Source organism: Rhodococcus sp. D-46 (genome assembly GCF_011290655.1).
Lineage (GTDB): Bacteria > Actinomycetota > Actinomycetes > Mycobacteriales > Mycobacteriaceae > Rhodococcus_F > Rhodococcus_F qingshengii.
In genome coordinates this window covers 245,896-270,179 of the sequence record NZ_JAANTF010000001.1, presented here as the reverse complement: position 1 = coordinate 270,179, position 24,284 = coordinate 245,896, and the positions used below count along the sequence as shown (strand labels likewise).

The window sequence follows — 24,284 nt, the reverse complement described above, 5'->3', positions numbered from 1 at the left end:
TAGAATCGATCAAGTCCGTGTTCGAACCGAACGATTCGTCTTCAGGAGTACGCCCGTGCCCGTTGCCCCCGATCCCTCAACCGCGTTTGCCGAGTTCGCGCATCCCGACCGGTTGGTCTCGACGGAATGGCTCTCGGCGAATCTCGGTGCGCCGGGCCTCAAGGTTGTCGAATCCGACGAAGACGTGTTGTTGTACGACGTCGGCCACATCCCCGGAGCCGTGAAGATCGACTGGCATCTCGACCTCAACGATCCGGTCACCCGCGACTACATCGACGGTGCGAAGTTCGCAGAGTTGATGAACCGCAAGGGCATCGGCCGCGACGACACCGTGGTCATCTACGGCGACAAGAGCAACTGGTGGGCGGCCTACGCACTGTGGGTCTTCACTCTGTTCGGCCACGAGGACGTCCGTCTTCTCGACGGTGGCCGCGATGCGTGGATCGCCGAGAACCGCGACACCGCTTTCGACGTTCCCGACATCACGTCAACGGATTACCCGGTCGTCGAGCGCAACGACGCTCCCATTCGCGCATTCAAGGACGACGTTCTCGCGCACTTGGGCGACGGGCCGCTCATCGACGTGCGATCTCCGCAGGAGTACACCGGCGAACGCACCCACATGCCCGACTACCCCGAAGAGGGTGCGTTGCGTGGTGGACACATTCCCAGCGCGCTCAGCATCCCGTGGGCGAAGGCAGCGGCACCGGACAGCCGCTTCCGCACCCGTACCGAACTCGGCGAGATCTACGGCGACCTGTCGGCCGACGACAACATCGTCGCGTACTGCCGCATCGGTGAGCGTTCCAGTCACACCTGGTTCGTGTTGACTCATCTTCTCGGCTACCCGAACGTTCGTAACTACGACGGTTCGTGGACCGAGTGGGGCAATGCCGTGCGCGTCCCGATCGTCCAGGGCGAAGAGCCCGGCGCCGTTCCGTCCTCTGTATCGGCGTCATGAGCGCTCTTCCTTCGGCTCTGGCCGAGATCGTCGACGACTTCGCGGCCGTCGGCGCCTCGGACAAGCTCACCCTTCTTCTCGAGTTCAGCCGAGAGCTGCCGCCGTTGCCGGCGGAGCTCGAGCAGAGCGCGATGGAGCCGGTCCCCGAATGTCAGTCGCCGCTCTTCCTCTCGGTCGACGATTCGGATCGCGACAACGTCCGTCTGTACTTCAGCGCTCCCCCCGAGGCTCCCACGACGCGTGGTTTCGCATCGATCCTCGCGCAGGGGCTCGACGGCCACAGCGCCGACGAGATCCTCGGTGTACCCGACGACTTCTATTCGGCGCTCGGTCTCGCAGAAGCCGTGAGCCCGCTCCGTCTGCGCGGAATGTCGGCCATGCTCGCGCGCATCAAGCGGCACTTGCGGGGCTGAAAACATGGAGTTCACCGAACTGGCCGACTATGCGATTCCGGCCGGCGCACTCGTCGAATGGTTGCCGTGCGCAACCGGGCCCTGGGTTCCGGATCCGCGGCCCGTCTCCTACATTCACGAGGCACATCTCAACCGTTCCGCTGCAGGCGCAGGCGACAAGTCTTGGCTGGGAACAGCTTTCGAGATTTCCGGCCCGCTCGACGTCGATGCGTTCCGAGTCGCTCTCGGCCGGTGGATCGACCGTCACGAAGTTCTGCGCTCGCATACCGTCCTCGAACCCTCGAGCGGCGAGATCACCCGGCACACGGTCCCGCTCGGCGGAATCGACATCGGGGTCGTCAGCCACGGCTACGACGCGTCCAGCCAGGACAACTTCGACCACCTTCACCGCCTGTTCGACGATTACGCGTCCCCGCACAGTTGGCCGTCGTACGTCTTCGCGACGTTGACGCCCCGCGGTGGCGACGGTCCGTTCACCGTGTTCTTCGCGGCGGACCACTCGATCATCGACGGGTTCTCGATCGTGCTGGTCGCTCACGAGATCGCAGCTCTCTACCGCGAGGCCTCGACCGGTAGTGCTGCAAATCTGTTTCCGGTGGGCAGCTACGTCGATTTCGGTGCCGTCGAACGCGAGCAGATGGCCGACATGGAAGCCGAGAAGGCTGCGGTCGAGATCTGGCGAAAGGCTCTCGGCACGGACGGTCTACCCCAGTTCCCGCTACCGATCGGTGACCGTGGAACCGATTCTCAGAACGGCCTGTCGACCTGGCTGCTCGACGCCGACCAGTCCAAGGCCTTCAGTTCGACGTGTGCAGCCACCGGCGTGGGGTACTTCGCCGGACTTCTCGGCGGACTTGCCGCTGTAGGTCGCGAAGTCGCGGGATCCGATCGATTCGAGGTCGTGACGCCGGTTCACACCCGCAGCGCTCAGGAGTGGGCGGGCGCGCTCGGCTGGTTCGTCGGACTGTGCCCGGTCGAGTTCGCCGTTGGATCGGACTGTTCGTTCGGCGACCTCGCGACACGCGCCGCCGAATCCATCGCTTCGGTCAAGCCTGCCGCAGCTGTCCCGTTCGATCGGATCGGTGAGCACCTCGAAACCCCGATCCGACCGCGATTCGTCGTGTCCTACATGGACGTTCGCTTCGTGCCCGAAGCCGCACAGTGGCCCGAATGGAACGCCAGAGCACTTCGAAGCAAGGCCTATACGCACGACGTCTACATCTGGATCAACCGCACACCCCAGGGACTCAACCTCGCGGTCAGGTACCCGGGCAACGAGACGGCGAACGCCGCGGTTCACGCCTACGTGGCCGCACTGCGCCGGACCATCGAAGAAATCGTCACCGAACCGGACGCCGCCACCTCCGACAGCTACTCATCGGTAGTTTTCGAAACCGTTTCCTAAGCCGGAGTGGGCTTTAGCGATCCGGTTACAACCAGCGCCAAAGCGATGCATACACTCCGAAGTGATGCCAATCCCCCGATGGTGAAATCCCAGAGGAATACACCGCGGAGACAGACTATGCGAACCACAGGAGGCTCAGTGCCCAGTCATGCCAGCGCGCACATTACGAAGGTGCTTGTCGCGAACCGCGGTGAAATCGCGGTACGGGTCATCCGGGCGGCCAAGGATGCCGGCTACGGCAGCGTTGCCGTTTACGCCGAGCCCGATGCAGACGCGCAGTTCGTGAAGCTCGCAGACGAGGCATTTGCCCTCGGTGGACAGACGTCCGCCGAGTCCTACCTCGTGTTCGACAAGATCCTCGACGCAGCCAAGAAGTCCGGCGCCGACGCCATCCACCCCGGCTACGGTTTCCTCTCCGAGAACGCCGACTTCGCCCAGGCCGTCATCGACGCGAACCTCATCTGGATCGGTCCGTCACCGCAGTCCATCCGCGACCTCGGCGACAAGGTCACGGCACGCCATATCGCAGAACGCGCGAAGGCACCGATGGCAGCAGGCACCAAGGATCCCGTCAAGGGCGCCGACGAGGTCGTCGCATTCGCCAAGGAATACGGCGTCCCGGTTGCGATCAAGGCTGCCTTCGGTGGCGGTGGACGCGGCATGAAGGTCGCCCAGACTATCGAGGAAATCCCCGAGCTGTTCGAGTCGGCCACCCGTGAGGCCATAGCAGCCTTCGGTCGCGGCGAGTGCTTCGTCGAGCAGTACCTGGACAAGGCCCGCCACGTCGAGGCTCAGGTCATCGCCGACCAGCACGGCAACGTCGTCGTCGCCGGTACCCGCGACTGCTCGCTGCAGCGTCGCTTCCAGAAGCTCGTCGAAGAGGCTCCCGCTCCCTTCCTGACGGACGACCAGCGCGCACGCATCCACGCATCCGCCAAGGCCATCTGCAAGGAAGCCGGCTACTACGGCGCCGGAACGGTCGAGTACCTGGTTCAGGGCGACACCATCTCCTTCCTCGAGGTCAACACCCGCCTGCAGGTCGAGCACCCCGTCACGGAAGAGACCGCGGGCATCGACCTCGTGCGTCAGCAGTTCCTCATCGCCAACGGCGAAGAACTCTCCATCAAGGAAGATCCCACCCCGCGTGGACACTCCTTCGAGTTCCGCATCAACGGCGAAGACGCCGGCCGCGGCTTCATGCCTGCCCCCGGCCCGGTCTCCGTCTACCGTGAGCCCACGGGCCCCGGCGTTCGCGTCGATTCCGGTGTCGTTGCCGGCGACGTCATCGGCGGACAGTTCGACTCCATGCTCGCCAAGCTCATCGTCACCGGCGCCACCCGCGAAGAAGCCCTCCAGCGGGCATCGCGCGCTCTGGCCGAGTTCGAGATCGACGGCCTCGCGACCGTTCTCCCGTTCCACCGCCACATCGTCGAGAACCCGGCGTTCATCGGTGACGGCGAGAAGTTCGACATCTACACCAAGTGGATCGAAACCGACTGGGTCAACCCCATCGAGCCGTACGCAGGCGCCGGTGCTCCCGTAGACGACGAGGACGAGGCTCTGCCGCGTCAGAACGTCGTCGTCGAGGTCGGTGGACGTCGCGTCGAGGTTTCCCTCCCGGGCCAGTTCTCGCTCGGCAACGGCGGCGGCGCTGCCTCCGGTGCGATCCGCAAGAAGCCGAAGGCGCGCAAGCGCGGCGGCGCCGGCGGAGGTGCAGCATCAGGTGACGCTGTCACGGCTCCGATGCAGGGCACCGTCGTCAAGGTTGCAGTGACCGAAGGCCAGGAAGTCGCAGAAGGCGATCTGATCGCCGTTCTCGAAGCCATGAAGATGGAAAACCCCGTCAACGCGCACAAGGCCGGTGTCGTCACCGGACTGTCCGTCGAGCCGGGTGCAGCAATCACGCAGGGAACGGTTCTCGCAGAACTGAAGTAGGGCCTCCGGCCCCGTGCGCCTTTCCGGTAGTCCCCACTACCGGAAAGGCGCACAGTCGTTTGAGTAGGCTGTAACGATGGCTGACGTCCCCGACATTCGCATCGGCACTGCAGAACGCGAGCAGGCACTCGATCTCCTGAGCGAGCACTTCGCCGCAGGCCGCCTCACCGTCACCGAGTTCGACGAGAGAAGCGGAATCGTCAGTGCCGCAACAACTCGCAGTGAACTCGTTCCGGTGTTCGCCGATCTTCCGGGCAACTACCAAGCCCCCGGCACCGCTCCCCTGTCGATGGTGACGCCTCCCGACGCACCGGCGGAGCGAGGCTTCAACCCCGACTGGTCCGGTCGCGTCATGGCCGTCGTCCCGATTCTCGCGGTGATCCTGTTCTTCGTCACCGGTACCTGGTTGTGGTTCCTCGCGATTCCCCTGGCCGGTGCACTGCTGTTCGGTACCGACCGGGAACGCAAAGCCAAGCGCCGCCGCGAGCGGGACTCCGACTGATGGAGCCGATCGAGATCAACGCAGGCGGCTGGTATCTACGCGCACTACGCGCAGACGAGCGTGTGGACGACCGCCCCGCCCTTGCCGATGGTGGTATCACCGACCCCGATTACGTGAGTCAGCGAAGCGCTCAGTGGCACGAAAACAGCGTCTACTCCTGGGCAGTGTGCCAACCCAACACCGGTGAGCTTCTCGCCGAGGTCGTTCTGACGCCTCTCGACTCCACCGCCCTGCTCACCGGCTGGGCCCGCGACGGGCACACCGAGGCGCTCACGACGGCCGCCGACGCCGTCACCAGGTTCGCCGAAGGTGCACTCGGACTCGTCGTCGTCGAGGGGCAGACGAATTGAAGAACAACCGATACTGGCCGTTGGCGATCGCCGTGGTCATTGCCCTGATCATGCTCTTCTCCCCGGGTTCCACCGTGCCCTCGAGCCCGGAGAACACCGACAAGATCACTCACACGCTGATGTTCGCGGTATTGGCGATCACCTCGTTGCACGCGCGGATCCCGGTGTGGCTCACGGCTGTGTGGTTGTTGATCTTTGCCGCGACGTCCGAGGTTCTTCAAGCAGCGCTGCCCATTTCGCGTTCCGGTTCGATCTGGGACGGCAGCGCCGACCTGCTCGGCATCGCCATCGGGATCGGTATCGTCAGCCTCGTGACGAGGCGACGAACTTCCCGCCGAGACGAGCCGAGCAGGTCCTGATCAGCTGAGCAGGTTGCTCCGCAATTGGTCCTGGGTCGACGCGTCGATCTTCAAGCCGTCGGTGAAGTAGGCCTCGATGGATCCGTGTACCTGCGCGAGCTCTGCCATCGACGCCTCCAGGTACTCGCGCCTGACACCGAGGACACCCTCGAGCAGGGTCGGGTCGATCCCCTTGGCCTCGAATCGCTCGAGGAGCGGCGCGAACATCGGCAACAAAATCTTGTTGGTTTCGAGGTAGTCCGCGAAGACCGCGTCCTCGGAGGCACCCAGGAACAGCAGTAACGCGGCCGCTGCCCAACCCGTGCGATCCTTGCCCGTGGTGCAGTGAATGAGTGCCGGCGAGCTGGGCGGCTGCGCCAAGTCGACGAACAGTTGCCGGTACGACGCGACCGCACTCGGCAAGGTCACGAAATCGCGGTAACTTCCCTGAAAGTACTCGAGCGCCTGGCCGCTGCCCAACGCTTCGGCAGCAAACGCCGGGTCGGCGATCATCTGCTGCATCTGAGCCGGAATGGCGCGATACTGCTTGTCCGCCAATACGTCCAGGCCGATTTCTCGGATACCGTCCGGCGTCAGATCCGGTGCCGTCTCGCGTTCGGATTCGGTGCGCAGATCGTAGATCGTGACGATGCCCAGATCGGCGAGGGTCTGTGCGCCGTCCGCACTGAGCGATGCCAGATCGGTGGAACGAAACACGCTCCCGGTGCGGACGGTGCCACCGAAGCTCGATTCGGGGCCACCGATGTCTCGGAGGTTCGCCAGGGACGGTACGACGGAAGACAGCTTCGGAGTATCGGTCATACCTGAGAATGTATCGGTCGCCGAGAAACCGTGATCGGGGAAGAGCAGCCGGAGAAATAAGATCGAGACACATCATCTCCCGTAATTGCTGCGCTACAGATCCGTAACATGCTCAAGTAATCCTGTGGACATGCCTACAACGAATTCCAGTGGTCTCGGAGCCTTCGATGCGCTCGGTGACCACCAGGCAGTCGCGGCGCTGCTCGAGTGTTGCCATTCCGCCGTGTGGGCACAGGAAATCGCCTCGTCTCGCCCGTTCGCCGATCTGGAAGCTCTGTTCGACAAAGCAGATGCGGTGCTGGCCGAGCTTCCCGAGTCCGAGATCGACGACGCTCTCTCCGGCCACCCACGAATCGGTGAGCGAAGCGAGAGCGCGGCCTCTACCCGTGAACAGTCGGGAGTCTCGTCGGCGACAGAAGACGTACTCGCGGAACTTCGACGGAAGAACGCCGAGTACGAAGAGACATTCGGCCATGTTTACCTGGTCTGCGCGTCGGGGAAATCTGGAACGGAGCTCCTCGACATCCTTCGAGGTCGTCTCCGAAACGACCCGGCGACCGAGCGTTCCGTGCTTCGAACCGAATTGGCCGCCATCAATCGGATCAGACTCGCCCGTCTGATCGATGCACTCGCCGGAGGCACAGCATGAGCAAGACCCTCAGCACGCACGTTCTCGACGCGACGACGGGCAACCCCGCGGCGGGGATTCGCGTCGAACTTCGTGATCGAGACGGCGCCTCCGTCACCACTGCGGAGACCGACTCCGACGGCCGCATCCCCGAACTTGCTCCCGGTGGCCTGACCGCCGGTCACTACACCCTGACTTTCGACACCGGAACGTATTTCGAGACCAACGGACAAGAAAACTTCTACCCGGAAGTGACAGTGACCTTCCGGGTGGACGACACGGCACGGGGCTATCACGTCCCACTGTTGCTGTCGCCCTTTGCTTATTCCACCTATCGCGGGAGCTGAACACGTGACTACCGAAAACATCACGACCGGCAACATCACAACCGGCAGTACGAACACCGAACGGTTGAGCGGATCGATCGAACTATCGGGTCACCAGTACGGCAAAGCGGAAAATCGAGTAGTCCGAATCTATCGAGACACCCCCCGTCACGAAATTCACGACATCAACGTCTCCACCTGCCTGCGTGGAGATTTCGCCGACGCATACCTCACCGGTGATCAATCGAAGGTTCTGCCGACCGACACGCAGAAACAAACGGCCTACTCCTACGCCAAGGAAAAGGGTCTGATCTCGATCGAGACGTACGGACTCGAACTCGCCCGTCATTTCGTCGACGACATCGAACCGGTCAGTGGCGCGCGGATCGAGATCGAGGAATACGCCTGGGAGCGTGCGATTGTCGACGGCAGCGAGCACGACTACACCTGGATTCGGAAGGGTCAGGAAGTTCGGACGGCGTCGATCACCATCTCCGATACCGGGACATGGGTGATCGGCGGCCTGAAGGACCTGGTGATCCTCAAATCGACCGGTAGTGAGTTCTCGGGTTTTCTCGAAGATCCGTACACCGTTCTCGAGCCGACCGACGACCGCGTCATGGCGACGACGTTGGTCGCCCAGTGGCGATTCGTCACCACCGACGTCGACTGGGAATCGGTCTACGCGGGCATCAAGGCACAGATCGTCAAGCAGTTCGCACAGGTACATTCACTTGCCCTGCAGCAGACGCTCTTCCACATCGGCAAGGCAATCCTCGAGGAATTCCCGATCATCGCGGAGGTTCGACTGTCCGCACCCAACAAGCATCATTTCGAATATGCACTCGGCCGCTTCGGAGTGGAGAACGACAACGAGGTGTTCCACGCTGCGGATCGTCCGTACGGCCTGATCCAAGCTGCGGTCAGCCGATCCGACGCACCAGACGCGGGACCGTCGTGGACCACCTACGCCGGTTGGTTGTCGTGACCGAATCAGCTCTCGGGGCAACACTCGTCGTGGCGGGCGCTCATGTGGTCACGATGGACGGCGACCGCTCCGAGTACTCAGACGGCTATGTGGTGATCTCGGGCAACAAGATCGTCGACGTCGGCGCCGGAACGCCACACGAATACCCGGGTGCGCAAGTGATCGACGGGAGTGGTTGCCTGATCACGCCGGGTCTGGTCAACACACATCATCATCTCTACCAATGGATCACCCGAGGCCTGGCCGCGGACTCGACGCTTTTCGAGTGGCTGACCACCCTGTACCCCGTCTGGGCGGGTATCGACGCCGACGCCGTCCACGTGGCGGCCACCGGCGGCCTCACGTGGTTGGCGAAAACCGGATGTACGACCACCACCGACCACCACTACGTCGTTCCCCGCGACGCCGGCGACGTTTTCGAGGCCGAGATCACCGCGGCTGCGCAGGTCGGCCTTCGATTCCACCCGTGCCGTGGGTCGATGGATCTCGGCCAGAGTTCCGGCGGCCTGCCACCGGATCACGTCGTTGAAAAACTCGATGACATCCTGACCGGCACGCAGTCGGTGATCGACCGTTGGCACGACCCGAATCCCGGATCGATGCTGCAGATCGCGGTAGCTCCCTGCTCACCCTTCTCGGTGACGGAGGCATTGCTCCGCGAGTCCGCGACGCTGGCCCGCGAAAACGGCGTGCGTATGCACACGCATCTGGCCGAGACACTGGACGAGGAGAGATTCTGCCGCGAGCATTTCGGTTGCACGCCGGTCGAATACATGGAACGAGTCGGCTGGGTGGGCCCGGACGTCTGGTACGCCCACGCAGTCCATCTCGACGACGCCGGTATCGAGACGATGGCGCGAATCGGAACTGCGGCGGCGCACTGCCCGACCTCCAATGCGCGCCTGGGAGCCGGTATCGCCCGTGCCGCCGATCTGGTGAACGGCGGGGTCACCGTGGGGCTCGGCGTGGACGGCGCGGCGAGCAATGAAGCTTGCAGCCTGATCGAGGAGTCTCGTCATGCACTTCTGTTTGCTCGCGCGAAGGGCGGACCGCAGACGATGACGGTGCGAAAAGCCTTGGAATTGGGAACGATCGCCGGCGCACGAGTTCTGGGCCGCGAGGGCGAAATCGGATCGATCGAGGTCGGAAAACTTGCCGACCTGGCGGTGTGGAAACTCGACACCGTCGCGCATGCCGGCATCACCGATCCGGTGGCGGCGCTCGTACTCGGCTCGACTCCCCCGCTGAAGCTACTGCTCGTCAACGGGCGAATCGTAGTTGCCGACGGACGAGTCACCACCGTCGACGAGGACGTCGTGGCCTCGGATGTCGCACGCGCACACCGCGATCTACTCGGAAAGGCTTGAGGTCGCGATGGACCTGCACAGCGTCGACGAAGTTCTGGTGCCGCGGACCCGCGCCGAACTCCCCTGTGCGTCACCCGGCATCGGGTTCATCGGTGGCGGCACCTGGCTGTACTCGGAACCGCAGCCGCACCTGACCACCCTTGTCGACCTTGCGGGCTTCGACTGGGAAGCTGTGGCGGTCGGCGATCTCGGTCTCGAGATCGCGGCCACCTGCACCATCGAGGAACTGTGCCGCGCCGAACTTCCCGCATCCTGGCGCGCCGCAGCGCTGTTCCAACACTGCGCTGACGCACTGCTCGCATCGTGGAAGGTGTTGCGATACGCGACAGTCGGCGGCAACATCGCGCTCTCCTTCCCGGCCGGAGCGATGACGACTCTGTGTACCGCTCTCGATGCCGAACTGACGATCTGGCGTCCGGACGGTACCGAATATTCGTTCCCCGTAGTCGATTTCGTTATCGACGATTCTCGAAACGTACTCAGGTCCGGCGAGATCATCCGCAGTATCCGGATTCCCGTGCATGCATTGACTGCACGTACCGCGATGCGAAAGCTGGCTCAGACGTCACTCGGGCGATCGGCCGTAGCCGTGGCCGGACGCTGCGGCGCCGACGGTTTCACGCTGGCGATCACCGCCGCGACCCGCCGTCCGTACGCTCTCAAATTCGACGAACTCCCCGACGCCACATCACTTGCGGATGCGTTGCGCAGCAGGATTCCGGAAGACGCCTACTTCACCGATGTCCATGGAACTGCGCCGTGGCGGAAGGCGATGACCGAGCTTCTTGCCGAAGAAATCCGAGGTGAACTGGAATGAAGTACTCGGTGGACGGAGTTCCGCGCGACGACCAGCCCCGCCCAGGACAGTGCCTGCGAACTTTCCTCCGCGAGCACGGAGCGAACTCCGTCAAGAAGGGGTGCGATGCCGGAGACTGCGGCGCCTGCTCGGTGCTGGTCGACGGACACCCCACCCATTCGTGCATATTTCCCGCCCATCGCATCGACGGCCGCGACGTCGTCACCGCCTCGGGTCTCGGAACACCGGAGAAACTTCACCCCATTCAACAGGCATTCGTGGACGCGGGCGGATTCCAATGTGGTTTCTGTACAGCGGGAATGGTAGTCACCGCATCAGCGTTGTCGGTCGAGCAAAAATCCGATCTCGCGTGCTCGATGAAAGGTAACCTGTGCCGCTGCACCGGTTATCGGTCCATTCGTGACGCTCTCGCCGGTACATCCAATACGGAGACTGCCAAAATAGGCAGGGCACAAGGGCGTTCGATCGCAGCACCGGCGTCCGCGCGCATCGTCACGGGAACCGAGCAGTACACCATGGACTTCTCCCCGGGTGAGAAGCCGGTCGACCTGCTTCACGTCGCAGTACTCGGCAGTCCGCACGCACACGCACACATAACGCGGATAGACACGGCAGCAGCCGAAGCGGCGCCGGGCGTCGCCGCGGTCCTCACTTTTCATGACAGTCCGGACGTGCTGTTCTCGACCGCCCGGCACGAGGACCGCAACGACGATCCGGACGACACGCGCGTGTTCGACAGCACCCTCCGTTTCCGCGGCCAGCGCGTAGCCGCGGTCATCGCCGAATCCCCGACGCAGGCGGAACGTGCACTCTCGCTGATCGAAGTCGACTACGAGGTACGCGACGCGGTATTCGAACCAGATCTGGCGCGTTCCCCCGGCGCTCCACTCCTGCACGGCGACAAGGACGAGAGCTCGCGGATCGCCGAGGCCCCTCGCAACGTGGTTGCCGCGCTTCACGATGGCGTCGGCGATCTGGACCGTGCGCTCGCGGATGCGACTGCAGTCGTCGAAGGTACGTGGAAAACTGCGCGAGTCCAGCACGTGGCCTTGGAAACTCACGGCGCAGTGGGGTGGCTCGACGAGGAGGGCCGTCTCGTCATCAGAAGCAGCACACAGGTGCCGTTTCTGGTTCGGGACGAATTGGCCCACATCTTCGATCTCGATCGCAGCCGAATCCGGGTGTTCGCAAAACGGGTAGGCGGGGGTTTCGGCGGGAAGCAGGAACTACTCACCGAGGATCTGGTCGCACTGGCCGTCTTGAAGACCGGCAAGCCCGTAGCCTACGAGTTCAGCCGAAGCGATCAGTTCACCATCGCACCGTCACGGCATCCGATGCGAGTATCGGTGCGTGCGGGCGCCGACGCCGACGGAACTCTCACTGCGCTCGCTATCGACGTCCTTTCCGACGCGGGGGCGTACGGGAACCATTCGATCGGAGTCATGTTCCATGGGTGCGCCGAATCCATGGCGGTCTATCGCGCTGCGACCAAACGCGTCGACGCCGAAGCGGTCTACACGAACAACGTTCCCTCCGGGGCCTTTCGTGGTTACGGGCTCGGCCAGATCATCTTCGCCGTCGAGTCGGCCATGGATCAGCTCGCGGATCGTCTCGGCATGGACCCCTTCGAGTTTCGGCGGCGCAACGTCGTCGTTCCCGGAGACGATTTTGTCGACTGGCACGTCGAAGACGGTGATCTCGAATTCGGCAGCTACGGACTGGACCAGTGCATCGACCTCGTCGACAGTGCACTGTCGAGCGGGCGCGGAGAGGCTGCACCGGCTGGGTCGCGTTGGCAGATCGGTCGGGGCATGGCCATTGCCATGATCGCGACGATCCCGCCGCGTGGTCACTTCTCCGACACCACCGTCGCACTCGAGGCCGACGGTCGGTACGTCGTGAACATCGGCACCGCTGAGTTCGGCAACGGAACCACTACGATTCACCAACAGATCGCGGCCACCGAATTGCGGACGACAGTCGATCGCATCACGATTGTTCAATCCGACACCGATGCCGGCGGATACGACACCGGAGCATTCGGGTCGACAGGAACGGTGGTCGCCGGAAAGGCGCTCCTGATCGCCTGCGAGCGCCTTCGCGAGCGGATACTGACCCGTGCGGTGCGATCGAGCGGTCGCGGCGCGCAGATCGACGACCTTTCGCCGGACGGTGTCGAAACGTCCCACGGTTGCCTCGATTTCGCGACGCTACTCGAAGGTGGCCCGCTCGCCGCTGACGGTCGCCACGACGGGACACCGCGCTCGGTCTCGTTCAACGTTCACGGTTTTCGCGTTGCCGTCGACACGAACACCGGCCGGGTGAAGATCCTGCAGTCGGTTCAGGCCGCCGATGCCGGCACCGTCATGAACCCGGCACAACTGCGAGGGCAGGTGGAAGGCGGTGTGGGACAAGCGCTCGGCGCTGCGCTGTCGGAGGAGATCGTCATCGAAGAAGGTCGGGTGATCAATCCGCAGTTGCGCAATTATCACGTTCCCCAGATCGGGGATCTGCCGATCACCGAAGTACTGTTTGCCGACACGTACGACAAGCTCGGGCCTTTCGGCGCGAAATCGATGAGTGAGGCCCCCTTCAATCCTGTAGCACCGGCGTTGGCAAACGCGATTGCCAACGCGTGTGGAGTGCGTATGTACTCCACACCGATGACACCGGATCGAGTGTGGGAACAGCTACAGAGGCCCTAGGTCTCGCGTGCGAGCACGCGCTCGACCGCGTCGACCGCGTCGTCCAGCTCACTGGTGGTCACCGTCAGCGCGGGCCGGAATCTGATTCCCCTCTTCCCGGTAGGCAGTATCATCACGTGCTCGTCTTCACGCAGTCGCTGTACGACGCGATCGCGAAGGTCACTGTCTTCCAGAGTGATCGCGCACATGAGGCCACGACCGCGCGGCTCGGTTGCCGCCGCGTACCGCCCGCAGACTTCGGTCAACCGGGCAAGGAGATGCGCACCCGTGAATCGCACGCGGTCGATCAGTCGGTCCTGCTCGACGACTTCGAGTATCCGCCGGGCACGAACCATGTCGGTGAGGTTGCCACCCCACGTCGAATTGATCCGAGAACTGACGTGAAACACGTTGTCATGCACTTCATCCACGCGCCCGCCGGCCATGATTCCGCACACCTGCGTTTTCTTGCCGAACGCCACCACATCCGGACTGAGACCCAATTGTTGGTAGGCCCAGGCAGTTCCGGTGATTCCGCAACCGGTCTGTACTTCGTCGAGAATGAAGAGGGCGTCGTTTTCGTGGCACAACTCCTGCATCGCCTGCAGAAATTCCGGCCTGAGGTGATGGTCGCCGCCCTCGCCCTGGATCGGCTCGGCGATGAAACAGGCAATGTCGTCGGGGTTGTCGGCGAAAGCTCGGCGCGCTTGATCGAGAGCTTGCCTCTCCGCAGCTTCGACATCGCGGCCGTCTGCCAGGTACGGCGAGTCGATACGTGGCCAGTCGAACTTGGGGAATCGCGCGACCTTGCCCGGTTCGGTGTTGGTGAGCGACATCGTGTAGCCACTGCGGCCGTGAAAAGCCTCGGTCAGGTGCAGGACCTTTGTCCCCAGATCTGCTGACAACCCACGGCTTTCGTTCCACCGACTCTTCCAGTCGAAGGCAACCTTGAGTGCATTTTCCACCGCCAGGGCTCCGCCGTCGACGAAGAACAAGTGTGGGAGTGCCGAATCCCCCAGTACCCGAGCGAAAGCCGCAACGAAGCGCGCCATGGGTTCGGTGTAGATGTCGGAGTTACTCGGCTTGTTGGAGGCCACGACAGCCAACTCCTGTTGAAACTCCTCGTCGCCTGTGATCGCAGGGTGATTCATACCCAGGGCCGAAGAGCCGAAGAAACCGAACATGTCCAGATACTCGGTTCCGTCTCGCAGGTCACGGAGATAGGAACCCCGCGACCCTTCGACGTCGAGAATCAGATCGAATCCGTCGACGAGGATGCTGGCCTTCAACACGTCGTAGACCGGAAAGAGCGCACTGTCACCGAAGTCTCGCATCGCAGTACTCATACGCGAAGGTTATGTCAATTTTCCGGGAGTGTCGATAGAGGACCGTAAAAGTTATTGAACAAGCGTCATTCATCGTAAAAAGTTTGTAGGATGATGGTGCTTCGTGTGTTGACGTTGGCTTCCGTACGGATCTCCTGCAGCAATCGCTCCAACGCCCGAGGTGACGCCACCCGGACCAGGAGGACGTAGCTTTCGCTCCCGGCTACCGAGTGGCACGAGACGACCGCCGGCAGATGACGCAAGCGGGCAGGCGCATCGTCGGGCTGCGAGGGATCGAGAGGAGTGATGGCGACAAATGCGGACAGATTGTGACCGAGTGCCTCCGGATCGATCTTCGCGGAGTACCCACGGATCACCTTGCGAGATTCCAAACGACGCACTCGCGATTGGACTGCGGAGATCGAGAGTCCAGCCTTCTCAGCAAGACTCGCGAGAGTGGCACGGCCGTCCAAGACCAATTCACGCATCAAGAGTCGATCGGTTTCGTCGACCGGAACACCGGCAACGTCACTGGTTTCTGTTTCTCGCACCTGCGCAGGCTAACGCAATCGGACATTCGTATGGTTGAAACCTGGGAGCTACGTGCACGGTTCGCAGCGGCCCTCGCCAAGATGTATGGCGACGAGGTCCCCGCTTACAACACCTTGGTAGATGTAACGATGCAGGTGAACCGTGATTTTGCCGCCGAACATCCGGATTCTGCGGAGCGCCTGGGCAGCCTGGCGAGAGTCAGCACCGAGCGTCACGGCGCCATCAGACTGGGGACTCTCGACGAACTACGTGACGTAGCCACCGTCTTCGGCGGATTCGGTATGTTTCCGGTCGGCTATTACGACCTCCGGCTCACCGACTCCCCCATTCCCGTTGTGTCGACGGCATTTCGCCCCACCGATCCCGCCGAACTCGCCCGGAACCCGTTCCGCGTTTTCACCTCGGTGCTGACCAGTTCCGATTCCAGGTTCTTCGACACCGACCTCGAGCGTCGGATCACCAGGTTCCTGCGTCGCCGGACCCTGTTCTCTCCCGAACTTCTGCAGTGGGCACGGCAATCGAGTCGCGAGGGCGGCCTGACGGAACCCGAGGCGACACAGTTCGTCGATGCAGCGACCTCGGCGTTTCGGCTCGGCACCGATCCCATCGACGCGGGCTGGTACCGCGAACTCGCCGCAATCTCGCCTGTCGCTGCAGACATTGCGGGGCAGGGCTCGACCCACGTCAATCACCTCACCCCGCGAGTGCTCGACATCGACGAGTTGTACCGCCGCATGACCGAGCGCGGTATCACCATGATCGACCGCATCCAAGGCCCGCCGAGATGGAGCGGACCACCACTACTTCTGCGGCAGACGTCGTTTCGTGCATTGGCCGAAGACAGACTCTTCCGTCAGCACGACGGATCGGTCACCACTGAGCCCGTCCGCGTCAGATTCGGCGAGGTGGAGGCACGCGGAATCGCGTTGACCCGCAGCGGGCGAGCGATCTACGACCGACTGATCGCCACGCCCGAGGACGCCGATTGGGACAGCGAATTTCCGCACTCCGAAAGCGAACTCGATGCCGCGGGGTTGGCGTACTTCACGTTCCGAACCGAAGGAACTGTTGTCGTCCGCGACCCGATCGTCTACGAGGACTTCCTACCTGCCTCCGCGGCCGGGATCTTCGCATCCAATCTCGATTCCGTGACCGGATTCGTTTCCGATGCGCCCGGCGCCGAATACGGGCAGGATCGATTGGAGGGTGCCGTCGACCGCACCATCGAAGATCCGTTCGAGCTGTACCGCGCACAACAAGAGGCGTCACGTGCGGTGCTGCCTCCCGCCCACAACAACAGAGGACTCCCCAGTGAACCTGCCTGATTCTTCGAGCCTCGCCGATCGCGCCGAAAGCGCCCTTGCCGCGTGCGGTGTCGAGTGGCCCGCCGGCGACCTGAGCGCACGAACCCCCATCACCGGTACACAACTGCGTACCGTTCGGCAGCACTCCGGCCGAGAGGTCGACGACGCCGTCGAGGCGGCTCATCGTGCGTTCCTCACCTGGCGAACCGTTCCCGCTCCGGCGCGCGGCGCGGTCGTACGCCGGCTGGGCAGCTTACTGACCGAGCACAAGGATGACCTCGCGGAAATCGTGACGTTGGAGGCCGGGAAGGTCACCTCGGAGGCTCTCGGCGAGGTACAGGAGATGATCGACATCTGCGAGTTCGCCGTCGGTCTCTCCCGGCAGCTCTACGGACACACCATGCCGTCCGAGCGTCCCGGACACCGGTTGACGGAAACGTGGCACCCTCTCGGCGTTGTCGGGGTCATCTCCGCGTTCAACTTTCCCGTCGCGGTGTGGTCGTGGAATACCGCCATCGCTCTCGTGTGCGGCGACGCCGTCGTCTGGAAGCCTTCGGAGACCACGCCGCTGACTGCACTGGCATGTGACGCCCTCCTCCGACGCGCCCTCGCCGACTGTGATGCACCGATCGACGTTCACCAGTTGGTCGTCGGCGGACGTGGCGTCGGTGAGGCTCTCGTGGACAACCCACTCGTGGCCTTGGTCAGCGCCACCGGTTCCGTGAGGATGGGCCGCGCCGTGGCTCCGCGGGTCGCCGAGCGCTTCGGACGAAGTCTCCTGGAGCTGGGTGGAAACAACGCCGCAGTCGTCACGCCGTCGGCGGATCTCGAGCTTGCCGTACGCGGAATCGTGTTCTCCGCCGCCGGAACTGCGGGGCAGCGGTGCACCTCACTGCGCCGGCTCATCGTTCACGAGTCGATCGCCGACAACGTCGTCGACCGCGTTGCGTCCGCGTACGCGCAACTCCAGGTCGGTAGCCCCTTCGATTCCGGTGTTCTGGTCGGGCCGCTGATCAACGAGGCTGCATTCGAAGCGATGCAGAAGTCCCTCTCGGCCGCGCGCGCCGACGGCGGCACCGTGGTGTGCGGCGGCGACCGCGTCGGCGATTCCGGGTTCTACGTGACGCCCGCTCTCGTTCGTATGCCCGCACAGACCGAGGTGGTGCGGGCGGAGACTTTTGCACCCATCCTCTACGTCTTGACATACACCGACTTCGACGACGCCATTGCGCTGCACAACGGCGTGCCTCAAGGGCTTTCGTCCTCGATCTTCACACTCGATCAGCGAGAAGCAGAGCGCTTCCTCGCCGCCGACGGCTCCGATTGCGGCATCGCGAACGTGAACATCGGAACGTCCGGTGCGGAGATCGGCGGCGCATTCGGCGGGGAGAAGGAGACTGGCGGCGGACGCGAATCGGGTTCGGATTCGTGGAAGGCATACATGCGCCGAGCCACCAATACCGTCAATTACTCGGACCAGCTTCCGCTGGCTCAAGGGGTCGAGTTCGGCTGAACACCTGCCGGGCGAAATCGGTGATCGCGTCGATCAACTCCGGGAGCGCCGACAACTGCGGTGCATGGTCGGTGCCCAGGCTGACCACCTGGGCACCGGGGACAAGTCTCTGCATGGCGCGTTGAGCCTCGATCGGCACGGTTCGATCCAGCGTGCATTCGACATACAACCTCGGCACGGTTCCGAATCGCTCTTCCGTCCAGACCGGTGCCATCAGGCGGGCTGACTCCAGTTGTGGAACGAGCATGCGCGCGGCGAAGATCGCATCAGCCACCGGCGCTTCGTGGAAGAACACAGCGGCACCGGCTTCGGGCGGAACAGCCGTCGCATCCCCGTCGTCGGCGGGGACCAACCAACGTGAGATCCCGACCGGACTTTCCAGACCGAGTTCGATGCAGAGCATCCCGAAGTCCGTCTGCGATGGAAGCATCATCCCTGCGACGTACACAAGACCCGTTACCCGCGAAGGCAGCAACTCAGCCACCTGTGAGGCCACGATGCCACCGCCGGAGTGACCGACGAGGGCGCACTGTCCGTCCAAGGACTCGACAACTGCCACAACATGTTCGGCAACGACATCGAGATCGATCACGTCGTCTGGGTTCCAACTTCCCGAGCCGGGAAGCTCCACCACAACGGGATTGAAGCCGGCCGATTTCAGTGGGCCACACACACGATCCCAGACCCACCCGCCGGCCCACGCTCCGTGGATCAGGACGATGTTCCGTGCACTCACTGCTTGACCTCGAGCTCTGCAGCCGAAAGTACCCGAGCCGCCTCACGACCTGCGGCGGCGTTGGACTTCCCCTGCCTCGACCCGGCCAATTTGGCCTTGATGTGATCGCGAACGGTAATGGGTTCGTACTCCAAGCCGGAGTCGTCCTGAAAACTCGGCAAGGTCGCAATCACCGCGTCGACGTTTCCGTCATGGAAGAAGGCCGCCGATCGCCGGCGCTTGATGGTGCCGTTCACCACCGGAGGCGCGACTCGGTGCAGCGTGGACATCCACCTGTCGTTGGTCAGTCGCGCGGTGAGATCCCCGAGGTTGACCAGTAGCGCGCCGTCGTGCGGCCAGACATCGTGCCAGCGTCGGTCGCTCCCGAGTACTTGCAAACCTTCGACCTGATCCGCCCACAGCACGGTGACCAGCCCGAAATCGGTATGTTCGCCCATCCCCTTCAACTCACCGTCCAACGTCACCGTCCCTTCGGGTAACGCGTAGTTGTTCATCCGCAGTACGTCGATGGAGTGGTCGGTGATCGACTCGAAGAATCCTGGGGTCAGCCCGAGCGCGTCTTCGAAAATGGTGGTCAGTGTGCGTGCCACCCGCTCGCCATGGGCGTAGTAATTCTCCACCCGCGCCGTGAAACCAGACACTGCGGGCCACAGGTTGATTCCGTAATCGTCCTCCGACAGTTCGAGTTCGGTGAATGATCGGGCTTCGGTTCCGACGTTGAAGGCCTCGAAAAAGTCGTTCATTCTGGTCGCGGATTCGACGCCGAGGCTCAGGCTCAGCGACTCACTCTTGGGCGGGCTGTACCCACGATTCGCGCCCTCGATTCGGTAGCCCGACTTCGTCTCCATCGGCAGCCCGAAGAAGTCGTCCATCGCTTCGGCGAGGCCGGAAGAAACAGCGGCCGGAACACCGTGGCCCCGAATCTGCATGAAACCTACAGTCCGACAAGCATGGTCGACTTCGGCAGCCACTCGCGCCTTGTCCTGGTCGGCACCACCGAGCACGTAAGGCGAGATGTCGACGACGGGCACTTCGAAGGGATCAGACTGGGACTGTGACACTGGCGTCTCCTGCAGAGCTGGTGGCGGGTTCAGATTTTGCAGTGGCATGGAGGCTCTCTCGCGATCGCCTCGCGAGTTCACCGAGTCGGGTGTGATTGAACAGCAGATTGAGCGAAAAGGCCGAGGCCGCAGCCAAGGTGATGCCGCTACCGAGGAGGATCTGAGCCGAGGAGGGGAATCGCTCGAACATCCCTTCCGCAAATTCCGGAAGAATACCGATCCCCACCGATACAGCGGCGATCGTGGTGTTGATCGGGTCGCTGAGATCGACCTTGCGCAGCGTGTTGATTCCGACCACGGCGACAGTGGAGAACAAGATGATTCCGACGCCGCCGACCACCGGATCAGGCAGGGCTGCAACCACTTCACCCATTCGCGGGATGAGGCCGAGGACGATCAGAATGGCACCGCTGGTAGCGGTCACGTACCGGCTGTACACCCGGGTCGTGGCAACGGCGCCGACATTCTGCGAGAAAACGGTGTCGACAAAGGCAGTGAAGATTCCGCCCAGAACTCCCGACATCCCGTCGGCCACCAGCCCTCGTGCGAGATCTGCTTTCTTCAAAGGCTTTCCGGTGATCTCGCTGACCGCCAGCATGCTCGCCGTCGATTCTGCGAAGACGACTGCCATGACGATACTCATCGCCACCACGGCGGTGACGGGAAACTCCGGAGCGCCGAAGTGGAACGGCATCGGGAAGCCCACCCAGGCCGAGCCGCCGACGCCACTCAGATCGATCAGGCCCATCGGGATGGCGATCACGGTGCCGATCACCAGCGCCATCAGTACACCAAGCTGCGTCCACATCCCGCGGCCGAGGCAGATGAAGGCCACCGCGACCACAACGACTGCGGCAGCCAGCGCCAGATTCTTCGGGTCGGCGAACGACGGGGAGGTGGGGTCGTTTCCGACGATCAGTCCTCCTGCGACACCGATCAACGAGATGCCGATGACTGTGAGGACGACGCCGGTAACCAGGGGTGGGAAGTATCGGACGATCTTGGCGAACGGCACGGCCAAGGCAATGCCGACTACGCCACCGACCAGCATGGACCCGTACACCGCCTGCAGGCCGTACTCCTTGGCGATCAGAATCATCGGCGTCAGCCCGGCGAAGGTCGCCCCGCAGACGATCGGCAGCCGGACACCGGCGACCTTCCCGACGCCCAGGCTCTGAATGATCGTGATGATGCCTGCAACGAGCAAGTCCGCGCTGATCAGCATCGCGACTGTGCTGCGGTCCAGCCCTACGGCGGCACCGAAAACCAGCGGGACCGTGATGCAGCCGGTGTACATGATGAGGACGTGCTGAAGAGCAAAAGCAGACTGGCGGGCAAATGGGAGCCGCTGGTCGACAGGATGGATGGCCATGCGCCGATCTCCGTCCGAAGCTGGAAGTGTTTCGTGTACGGGACTATTCAGCACGTCGATAATTTCTTACCGTGGTCGAATTTGTTTCGTCTGTGTAATCAAAACTTTCACCAGAGCACTGCTATCTTCGGCACATGGACGACGACCAGAAGGCGATAGCGACCGCAATCGGGGCTGCCGTGCGGACGGCGCGAAAAGAAGCCGGACTGACGTTGCGCGAGGTTGCCGTGAAGTCGGGCTTGTCGCAGCCCTTCCTGAGCCAGACCGAAAACGGCCACGCAGTACCCAGTGTCATGAACCTTCATCGCCTCGCGCAATCGCTCGGCACCACGGCGCACGCACTCTTGGCACAGGGTGAGCGAACTCCGTCCAGCCTCGTCCGCGCCGGCGAGGGGCGAACCTTCGAACTGGCACACGATTCGGTGATTCGATTCTGCTCCACCGGCTCACGGACCATGGAACCCAACGAGATCACGGCAGCACCTCATTCCGAGGCAGGTGAGCACACCGAGCACGCCGGCGAAGAGTTCATTCATGTTCTCGAAGGATCTGTCGAGGTCGAGGTGGGACTGGACGAGCATCACGTTCTTCACGTTGGCGACACCCTCCTCTACACCTCGACCATCCCGCACCGGTGGTTCAATCGCACCGATGCGGTCGCGAGGTTCCTCATCGTGAGTTCGCCGCCCTCGTTCTAGATGCGCGGCTGTAGTTCCACACCACAACCACCGGCTCACGGCTTACCCTGACAGCGTGACCATGTGGCCGGAACTTGCGCGCGAAATCGCCGATACCGTTCTGTTTCCCGTCGCCGACAGCGTCGACGCCGACGGAGAAATCCCCAGCAGCCATTTCGACGCGCTCGCCGCCGACGGCTTCTACGGCATCGCCGCCCTCGGTGAGGGTGGCCCCAGCAGCGAAGAACTGGTCGAGGTCCTCGAAACCTTGTGCGGCGGTTGCCTCGCGACGACGTTCACCTGGATGCAGCATCACGGCGTCGTCGGAGCCCTGGCGGCGAGTCCCAATGCACCTCTGCGCGAACAATACTGGGACGGTCTGGTTTCCGGCACGATTCGCGGTGGGGTTGCCTATGCCGGCGCCATCCCCCGCCCACCGCTCCTGTGGGCGAAGCGGGTGAACGACGGCTACGTCCTCGACGGGATCGCACCCTTCGTCACCGGTTGGGGCATCGTCGATGTTCTCTTGGTGTCGGCGCGCGACGAGTTCGACAATTCCATCGTTCATTCCGTCGTACCGGTAGGCGAGGCCCCGGGTCTGACGATCGAGGAGCTTCCACTGATCGCGGCGCGCGGGAGCAACACCGTCCGAATCGTGTTCGACGCTTTCGAAATTCCCGATACCGACGTCTGTGCTGTCGTCAGCGACGAACAATTCCAGAGCACCCAGCTCCCCGGCTTGTGGCTCAACGGCGCGATGGCCATGGGCATCACCCGCCGCGCTGTCACCGAACTCGCGGATCTGGGAGTCGACACCGACGCGTTCAAGGAACAAGCCACCCGGGCGCGCGCCGATCTCGATGCAGCACTGCGCGGCGGCGGCGACATGTCGGCCGCCCGCGCCCGAGCGTCGGAACTTGCGATACGCGCGTCGGCCGGACTCGTGACTGCGACCGGAAGCCGCGCTCTGGTCGGCAGCAACACCCCCGAGCGGCTCATGCGTGAAGCCACCTTCACTCTTGTCGCGGCTGGTCGCCCGGAGATCAAAACAGCTCTCGTGGAACGACTCAGCGGATACTGAGTACGCACGGTTGTACTCGATTACGCTGGGGCTCATGACCAGTGGAGAACCAGTACTCATCCCGGCCGGAACCGTGTTCACGCCGGAGGACCTGACGTTCTATGCCGATCGCGACTCCCGCAGTCTCGACGACGCCATCGCCGAAGCCGACCTTCTTGTCAGTTGCCCACACTCGGGTTCCGCGATTCCAGCAGAACTCTCACGTTTTCTCGCACCCGAGTTCACACAGCGGCTGCAATTCGACTTCACCGACATGTCCACCAGTCCCATCGTGCGCCGTTGGGCCGAAATCGATTCGCGCATCGTATACGTGGAGAATCCGCACCCTCGCATGATTCGCGATCCCAACCGTGCGAAGCCCGAAAACCTGGAAGCGTCACTGCGCGAAGCATTCGCCCGCGTCCACAAGGCCGGTGCAGGCAACAAAGCAGACCTCACCGGCGTCGACGCAGTTCGCCCTGTCACCTTCTCGTTCTACCCCCTGCTGCTCGAGCCGACCGACGACGCGGGTTGGAAGGACCTCGCCGAGACCTTCACCGAGACAGCTGAACACGGTTTGGGCGTCTACGAGAGAACTCGCGACGCACTGATCGAAGCCATGGTGGCGAAGAGCTTCGAACTCGGTCGATCGTTCACGACCTTGTCGTTCCACGACACGATGAACCACACCACCCGGCAGGACGGCGCCGTCAATGTCGAACGGCCGGAAGCAGATCGGCTCCCCGACGTCGTCGCGCTCTCCAATCGTGGCGACCACGACGGCAATCGACGCGGCGACAATCCCGTGACGATGGATCCGGAGCTCATTCGCACACTTGCGATCTCACATCGCAAGGGATTTCAGGTCGACGATCCGGATGCCGTCGCTCTCAATCAGCCGTACCTCGGCAGTTTCGAAATCATTCGAGCCGGAGCCAGATTCGCCGAATTGAGCGCCCGCGCCGCCGAAGCCGGGATCACGTTGAGCGCGGTTCAGGCCGAATTCAAACGAGAATTCCTACTGGGAGACGAACTGGCCGCCTACATCATGGAACCCGGCGTCGACTGGCCTACACCCGACGCCGAACGGGTGGACCAGCTCGCCCACGCGTGCAAGGCGAGCTGGGACCACTACCGCAACAGCTGAC

At 63.1% G+C, this 24,284-nt stretch carries 24 protein-coding genes; 18 read left to right on the top strand and 6 right to left on the bottom strand.

Features of this window, described 5'->3' with window-relative positions; all coding sequences use genetic code 11:
- Positions 1 to 55: 55 nt before the first annotated feature.
- The 7 genes from G9U53_RS01325 to G9U53_RS01295 all read left to right on the top strand — a co-directional run bounded on the left by G9U53_RS01325 (position 56) and on the right by G9U53_RS01295 (position 5,925).
- Positions 56 to 961 (top strand): sulfurtransferase, encoded by a 906-nt coding sequence (locus G9U53_RS01325; protein WP_003940962.1) that lies wholly within the window; start codon positions 56 to 58, stop codon positions 959 to 961.
- Positions 958 to 1,374, top strand: a complete 417-nt coding sequence (locus G9U53_RS01320) for a SufE family protein (protein WP_003940804.1) — start codon at positions 958 to 960, stop codon at positions 1,372 to 1,374. The genes G9U53_RS01325 and G9U53_RS01320 overlap by 4 nt, the downstream gene beginning before the upstream one ends.
- A 4-nt stretch (positions 1,375 to 1,378) precedes the next feature.
- Entirely contained in the window at positions 1,379 to 2,779 is a 1,401-nt protein-coding gene (locus tag G9U53_RS01315; RefSeq protein WP_003940858.1) for a condensation domain-containing protein, read from the top strand.
- A 138-nt stretch (positions 2,780 to 2,917) separates the two neighbouring features.
- Positions 2,918 to 4,714: an acetyl/propionyl/methylcrotonyl-CoA carboxylase subunit alpha gene (locus G9U53_RS01310; RefSeq protein WP_030535031.1), complete on the top strand. Its 1,797-nt coding sequence runs from the start codon at positions 2,918 to 2,920 to the stop codon at positions 4,712 to 4,714.
- Positions 4,715 to 4,790: 76 nt separating this feature from the next.
- Positions 4,791 to 5,216 carry a DUF1707 domain-containing protein gene (locus G9U53_RS01305; RefSeq protein ID WP_003940708.1) on the top strand — a complete coding sequence of 142 codons (426 nt, stop codon included), beginning with the start codon at positions 4,791 to 4,793 and terminating at the stop codon, positions 5,214 to 5,216.
- Entirely contained in the window at positions 5,216 to 5,566 is a 351-nt protein-coding gene (locus tag G9U53_RS01300; protein WP_003940792.1) for a hypothetical protein, read from the top strand. The genes G9U53_RS01305 and G9U53_RS01300 overlap by 1 nt, the downstream gene beginning before the upstream one ends.
- On the top strand, positions 5,563 to 5,925 hold the full coding sequence (locus G9U53_RS01295; protein WP_042922147.1) for a VanZ family protein: 363 nt from the start codon (positions 5,563 to 5,565) through the stop codon (positions 5,923 to 5,925). The genes G9U53_RS01300 and G9U53_RS01295 overlap by 4 nt, the downstream gene beginning before the upstream one ends.
- Here G9U53_RS01295 and G9U53_RS01290 read toward each other — a convergent pair whose 3' ends face one another.
- A complete protein-coding gene (locus G9U53_RS01290; protein WP_007727222.1) occupies positions 5,926 to 6,726 on the bottom strand; it encodes a tyrosine-protein phosphatase in 801 nt (266 codons plus the stop codon).
- Positions 6,727 to 6,856: 130 nt separating this feature from the next.
- Here G9U53_RS01290 and uraD point away from each other — a divergent pair, with 130 nt between their 5' ends.
- The 6 genes from uraD (at position 6,857) to G9U53_RS01260 (ending at position 13,557) form a co-directional block, all read left to right on the top strand.
- Positions 6,857 to 7,375 (top strand): 2-oxo-4-hydroxy-4-carboxy-5-ureidoimidazoline decarboxylase, encoded by a 519-nt coding sequence (gene uraD / locus G9U53_RS01285; RefSeq protein WP_030535033.1) that lies wholly within the window; start codon positions 6,857 to 6,859, stop codon positions 7,373 to 7,375.
- The gene (uraH, locus tag G9U53_RS01280) at positions 7,372 to 7,701 is read left to right on the top strand and encodes a hydroxyisourate hydrolase (protein WP_007727227.1); all 330 of its coding nucleotides are present in this window, start codon (positions 7,372 to 7,374) and stop codon (positions 7,699 to 7,701) included. The genes uraD and uraH overlap by 4 nt, the downstream gene beginning before the upstream one ends.
- 64 nt (positions 7,702 to 7,765) lie before the next feature.
- A complete protein-coding gene (gene pucL, locus G9U53_RS01275; RefSeq protein WP_037129153.1) occupies positions 7,766 to 8,668 on the top strand; it encodes a factor-independent urate hydroxylase in 903 nt (300 codons plus the stop codon).
- A 53-nt stretch (positions 8,669 to 8,721) separates the two neighbouring features.
- Positions 8,722 to 10,035 (top strand): 8-oxoguanine deaminase, encoded by a 1,314-nt coding sequence (locus G9U53_RS01270; RefSeq protein ID WP_242692404.1) that lies wholly within the window; start codon positions 8,722 to 8,724, stop codon positions 10,033 to 10,035.
- A gap of 7 nt (positions 10,036 to 10,042) precedes the next feature.
- Entirely contained in the window at positions 10,043 to 10,852 is an 810-nt protein-coding gene (locus G9U53_RS01265) for an FAD binding domain-containing protein (RefSeq protein ID WP_165638236.1), read from the top strand.
- Positions 10,849 to 13,557, top strand: a complete 2,709-nt coding sequence (locus G9U53_RS01260) for a molybdopterin cofactor-binding domain-containing protein (RefSeq protein WP_165638235.1) — start codon at positions 10,849 to 10,851, stop codon at positions 13,555 to 13,557. Before G9U53_RS01265 ends, G9U53_RS01260 begins: the two co-directional genes overlap by 4 nt.
- Here G9U53_RS01260 and lat read toward each other — a convergent pair.
- Entirely contained in the window at positions 13,554 to 14,882 is a 1,329-nt protein-coding gene (lat, locus tag G9U53_RS01255; RefSeq protein ID WP_042922145.1) for an L-lysine 6-transaminase, read from the bottom strand. The genes G9U53_RS01260 and lat overlap by 4 nt on opposite strands.
- Positions 14,883 to 14,947: 65 nt before the next feature.
- Positions 14,948 to 15,412 (bottom strand): Lrp/AsnC family transcriptional regulator, encoded by a 465-nt coding sequence (locus G9U53_RS01250; RefSeq protein WP_165638234.1) that lies wholly within the window; start codon positions 15,410 to 15,412, stop codon positions 14,948 to 14,950.
- 30 nt (positions 15,413 to 15,442) lie between these two features.
- On the opposite strand from G9U53_RS01250, the gene G9U53_RS01245 reads away from it, so the two are divergent.
- Together G9U53_RS01245 and G9U53_RS01240 are read left to right on the top strand one after the other, a co-directional pair.
- Positions 15,443 to 16,738 (top strand): VOC family protein, encoded by a 1,296-nt coding sequence (locus tag G9U53_RS01245; protein ID WP_165638233.1) that lies wholly within the window; start codon positions 15,443 to 15,445, stop codon positions 16,736 to 16,738.
- Positions 16,725 to 18,230, top strand: a complete 1,506-nt coding sequence (locus G9U53_RS01240) for an aldehyde dehydrogenase family protein (protein WP_165638232.1) — start codon at positions 16,725 to 16,727, stop codon at positions 18,228 to 18,230. The genes G9U53_RS01245 and G9U53_RS01240 overlap by 14 nt, the downstream gene beginning before the upstream one ends.
- Here the strand turns inward: G9U53_RS01240 and G9U53_RS01235 are convergent.
- From G9U53_RS01235 to G9U53_RS01225, 3 genes are read right to left on the bottom strand one after another with little or no spacing between them, the layout of a single operon-like run.
- Complete coding sequence (locus G9U53_RS01235; RefSeq protein ID WP_058039073.1) at positions 18,181 to 18,966, bottom strand: alpha/beta fold hydrolase; 786 nt, start codon at positions 18,964 to 18,966, stop codon at positions 18,181 to 18,183. The two genes, G9U53_RS01240 and G9U53_RS01235, sit on opposite strands and share 50 nt — an antisense overlap.
- Positions 18,963 to 20,027: a 2-oxoglutarate and iron-dependent oxygenase domain-containing protein gene (locus tag G9U53_RS01230; protein ID WP_065352214.1), complete on the bottom strand. Its 1,065-nt coding sequence runs from the start codon at positions 20,025 to 20,027 to the stop codon at positions 18,963 to 18,965. Before G9U53_RS01230 ends, G9U53_RS01235 begins: the two co-directional genes overlap by 4 nt.
- Positions 20,008 to 21,399 (bottom strand): nucleobase:cation symporter-2 family protein, encoded by a 1,392-nt coding sequence (locus tag G9U53_RS01225; RefSeq protein WP_165638231.1) that lies wholly within the window; start codon positions 21,397 to 21,399, stop codon positions 20,008 to 20,010. The genes G9U53_RS01230 and G9U53_RS01225 overlap by 20 nt, the downstream gene beginning before the upstream one ends.
- Before the next feature lie 134 nt (positions 21,400 to 21,533).
- Between G9U53_RS01225 and G9U53_RS01220 the strand changes: the two genes are divergently transcribed.
- Genes G9U53_RS01220 through G9U53_RS01210 form a run of 3 tightly spaced genes read left to right on the top strand, consistent with a single transcriptional unit; the run spans position 21,534 to position 24,283 of the window.
- Entirely contained in the window at positions 21,534 to 22,097 is a 564-nt protein-coding gene (locus G9U53_RS01220) for a cupin domain-containing protein (RefSeq protein ID WP_007727247.1), read from the top strand.
- 55 nt (positions 22,098 to 22,152) lie between these two features.
- Positions 22,153 to 23,157, top strand: a complete 1,005-nt coding sequence (locus G9U53_RS01215; protein ID WP_081305324.1) for an acyl-CoA dehydrogenase family protein — start codon at positions 22,153 to 22,155, stop codon at positions 23,155 to 23,157.
- A 34-nt stretch (positions 23,158 to 23,191) separates the two neighbouring features.
- Positions 23,192 to 24,283, top strand: coding sequence for an N-formylglutamate amidohydrolase (locus tag G9U53_RS01210; protein WP_125050576.1), 1,092 nt, complete (start codon positions 23,192 to 23,194; stop codon positions 24,281 to 24,283).
- Position 24,284 lies beyond the last annotated feature (1 nt).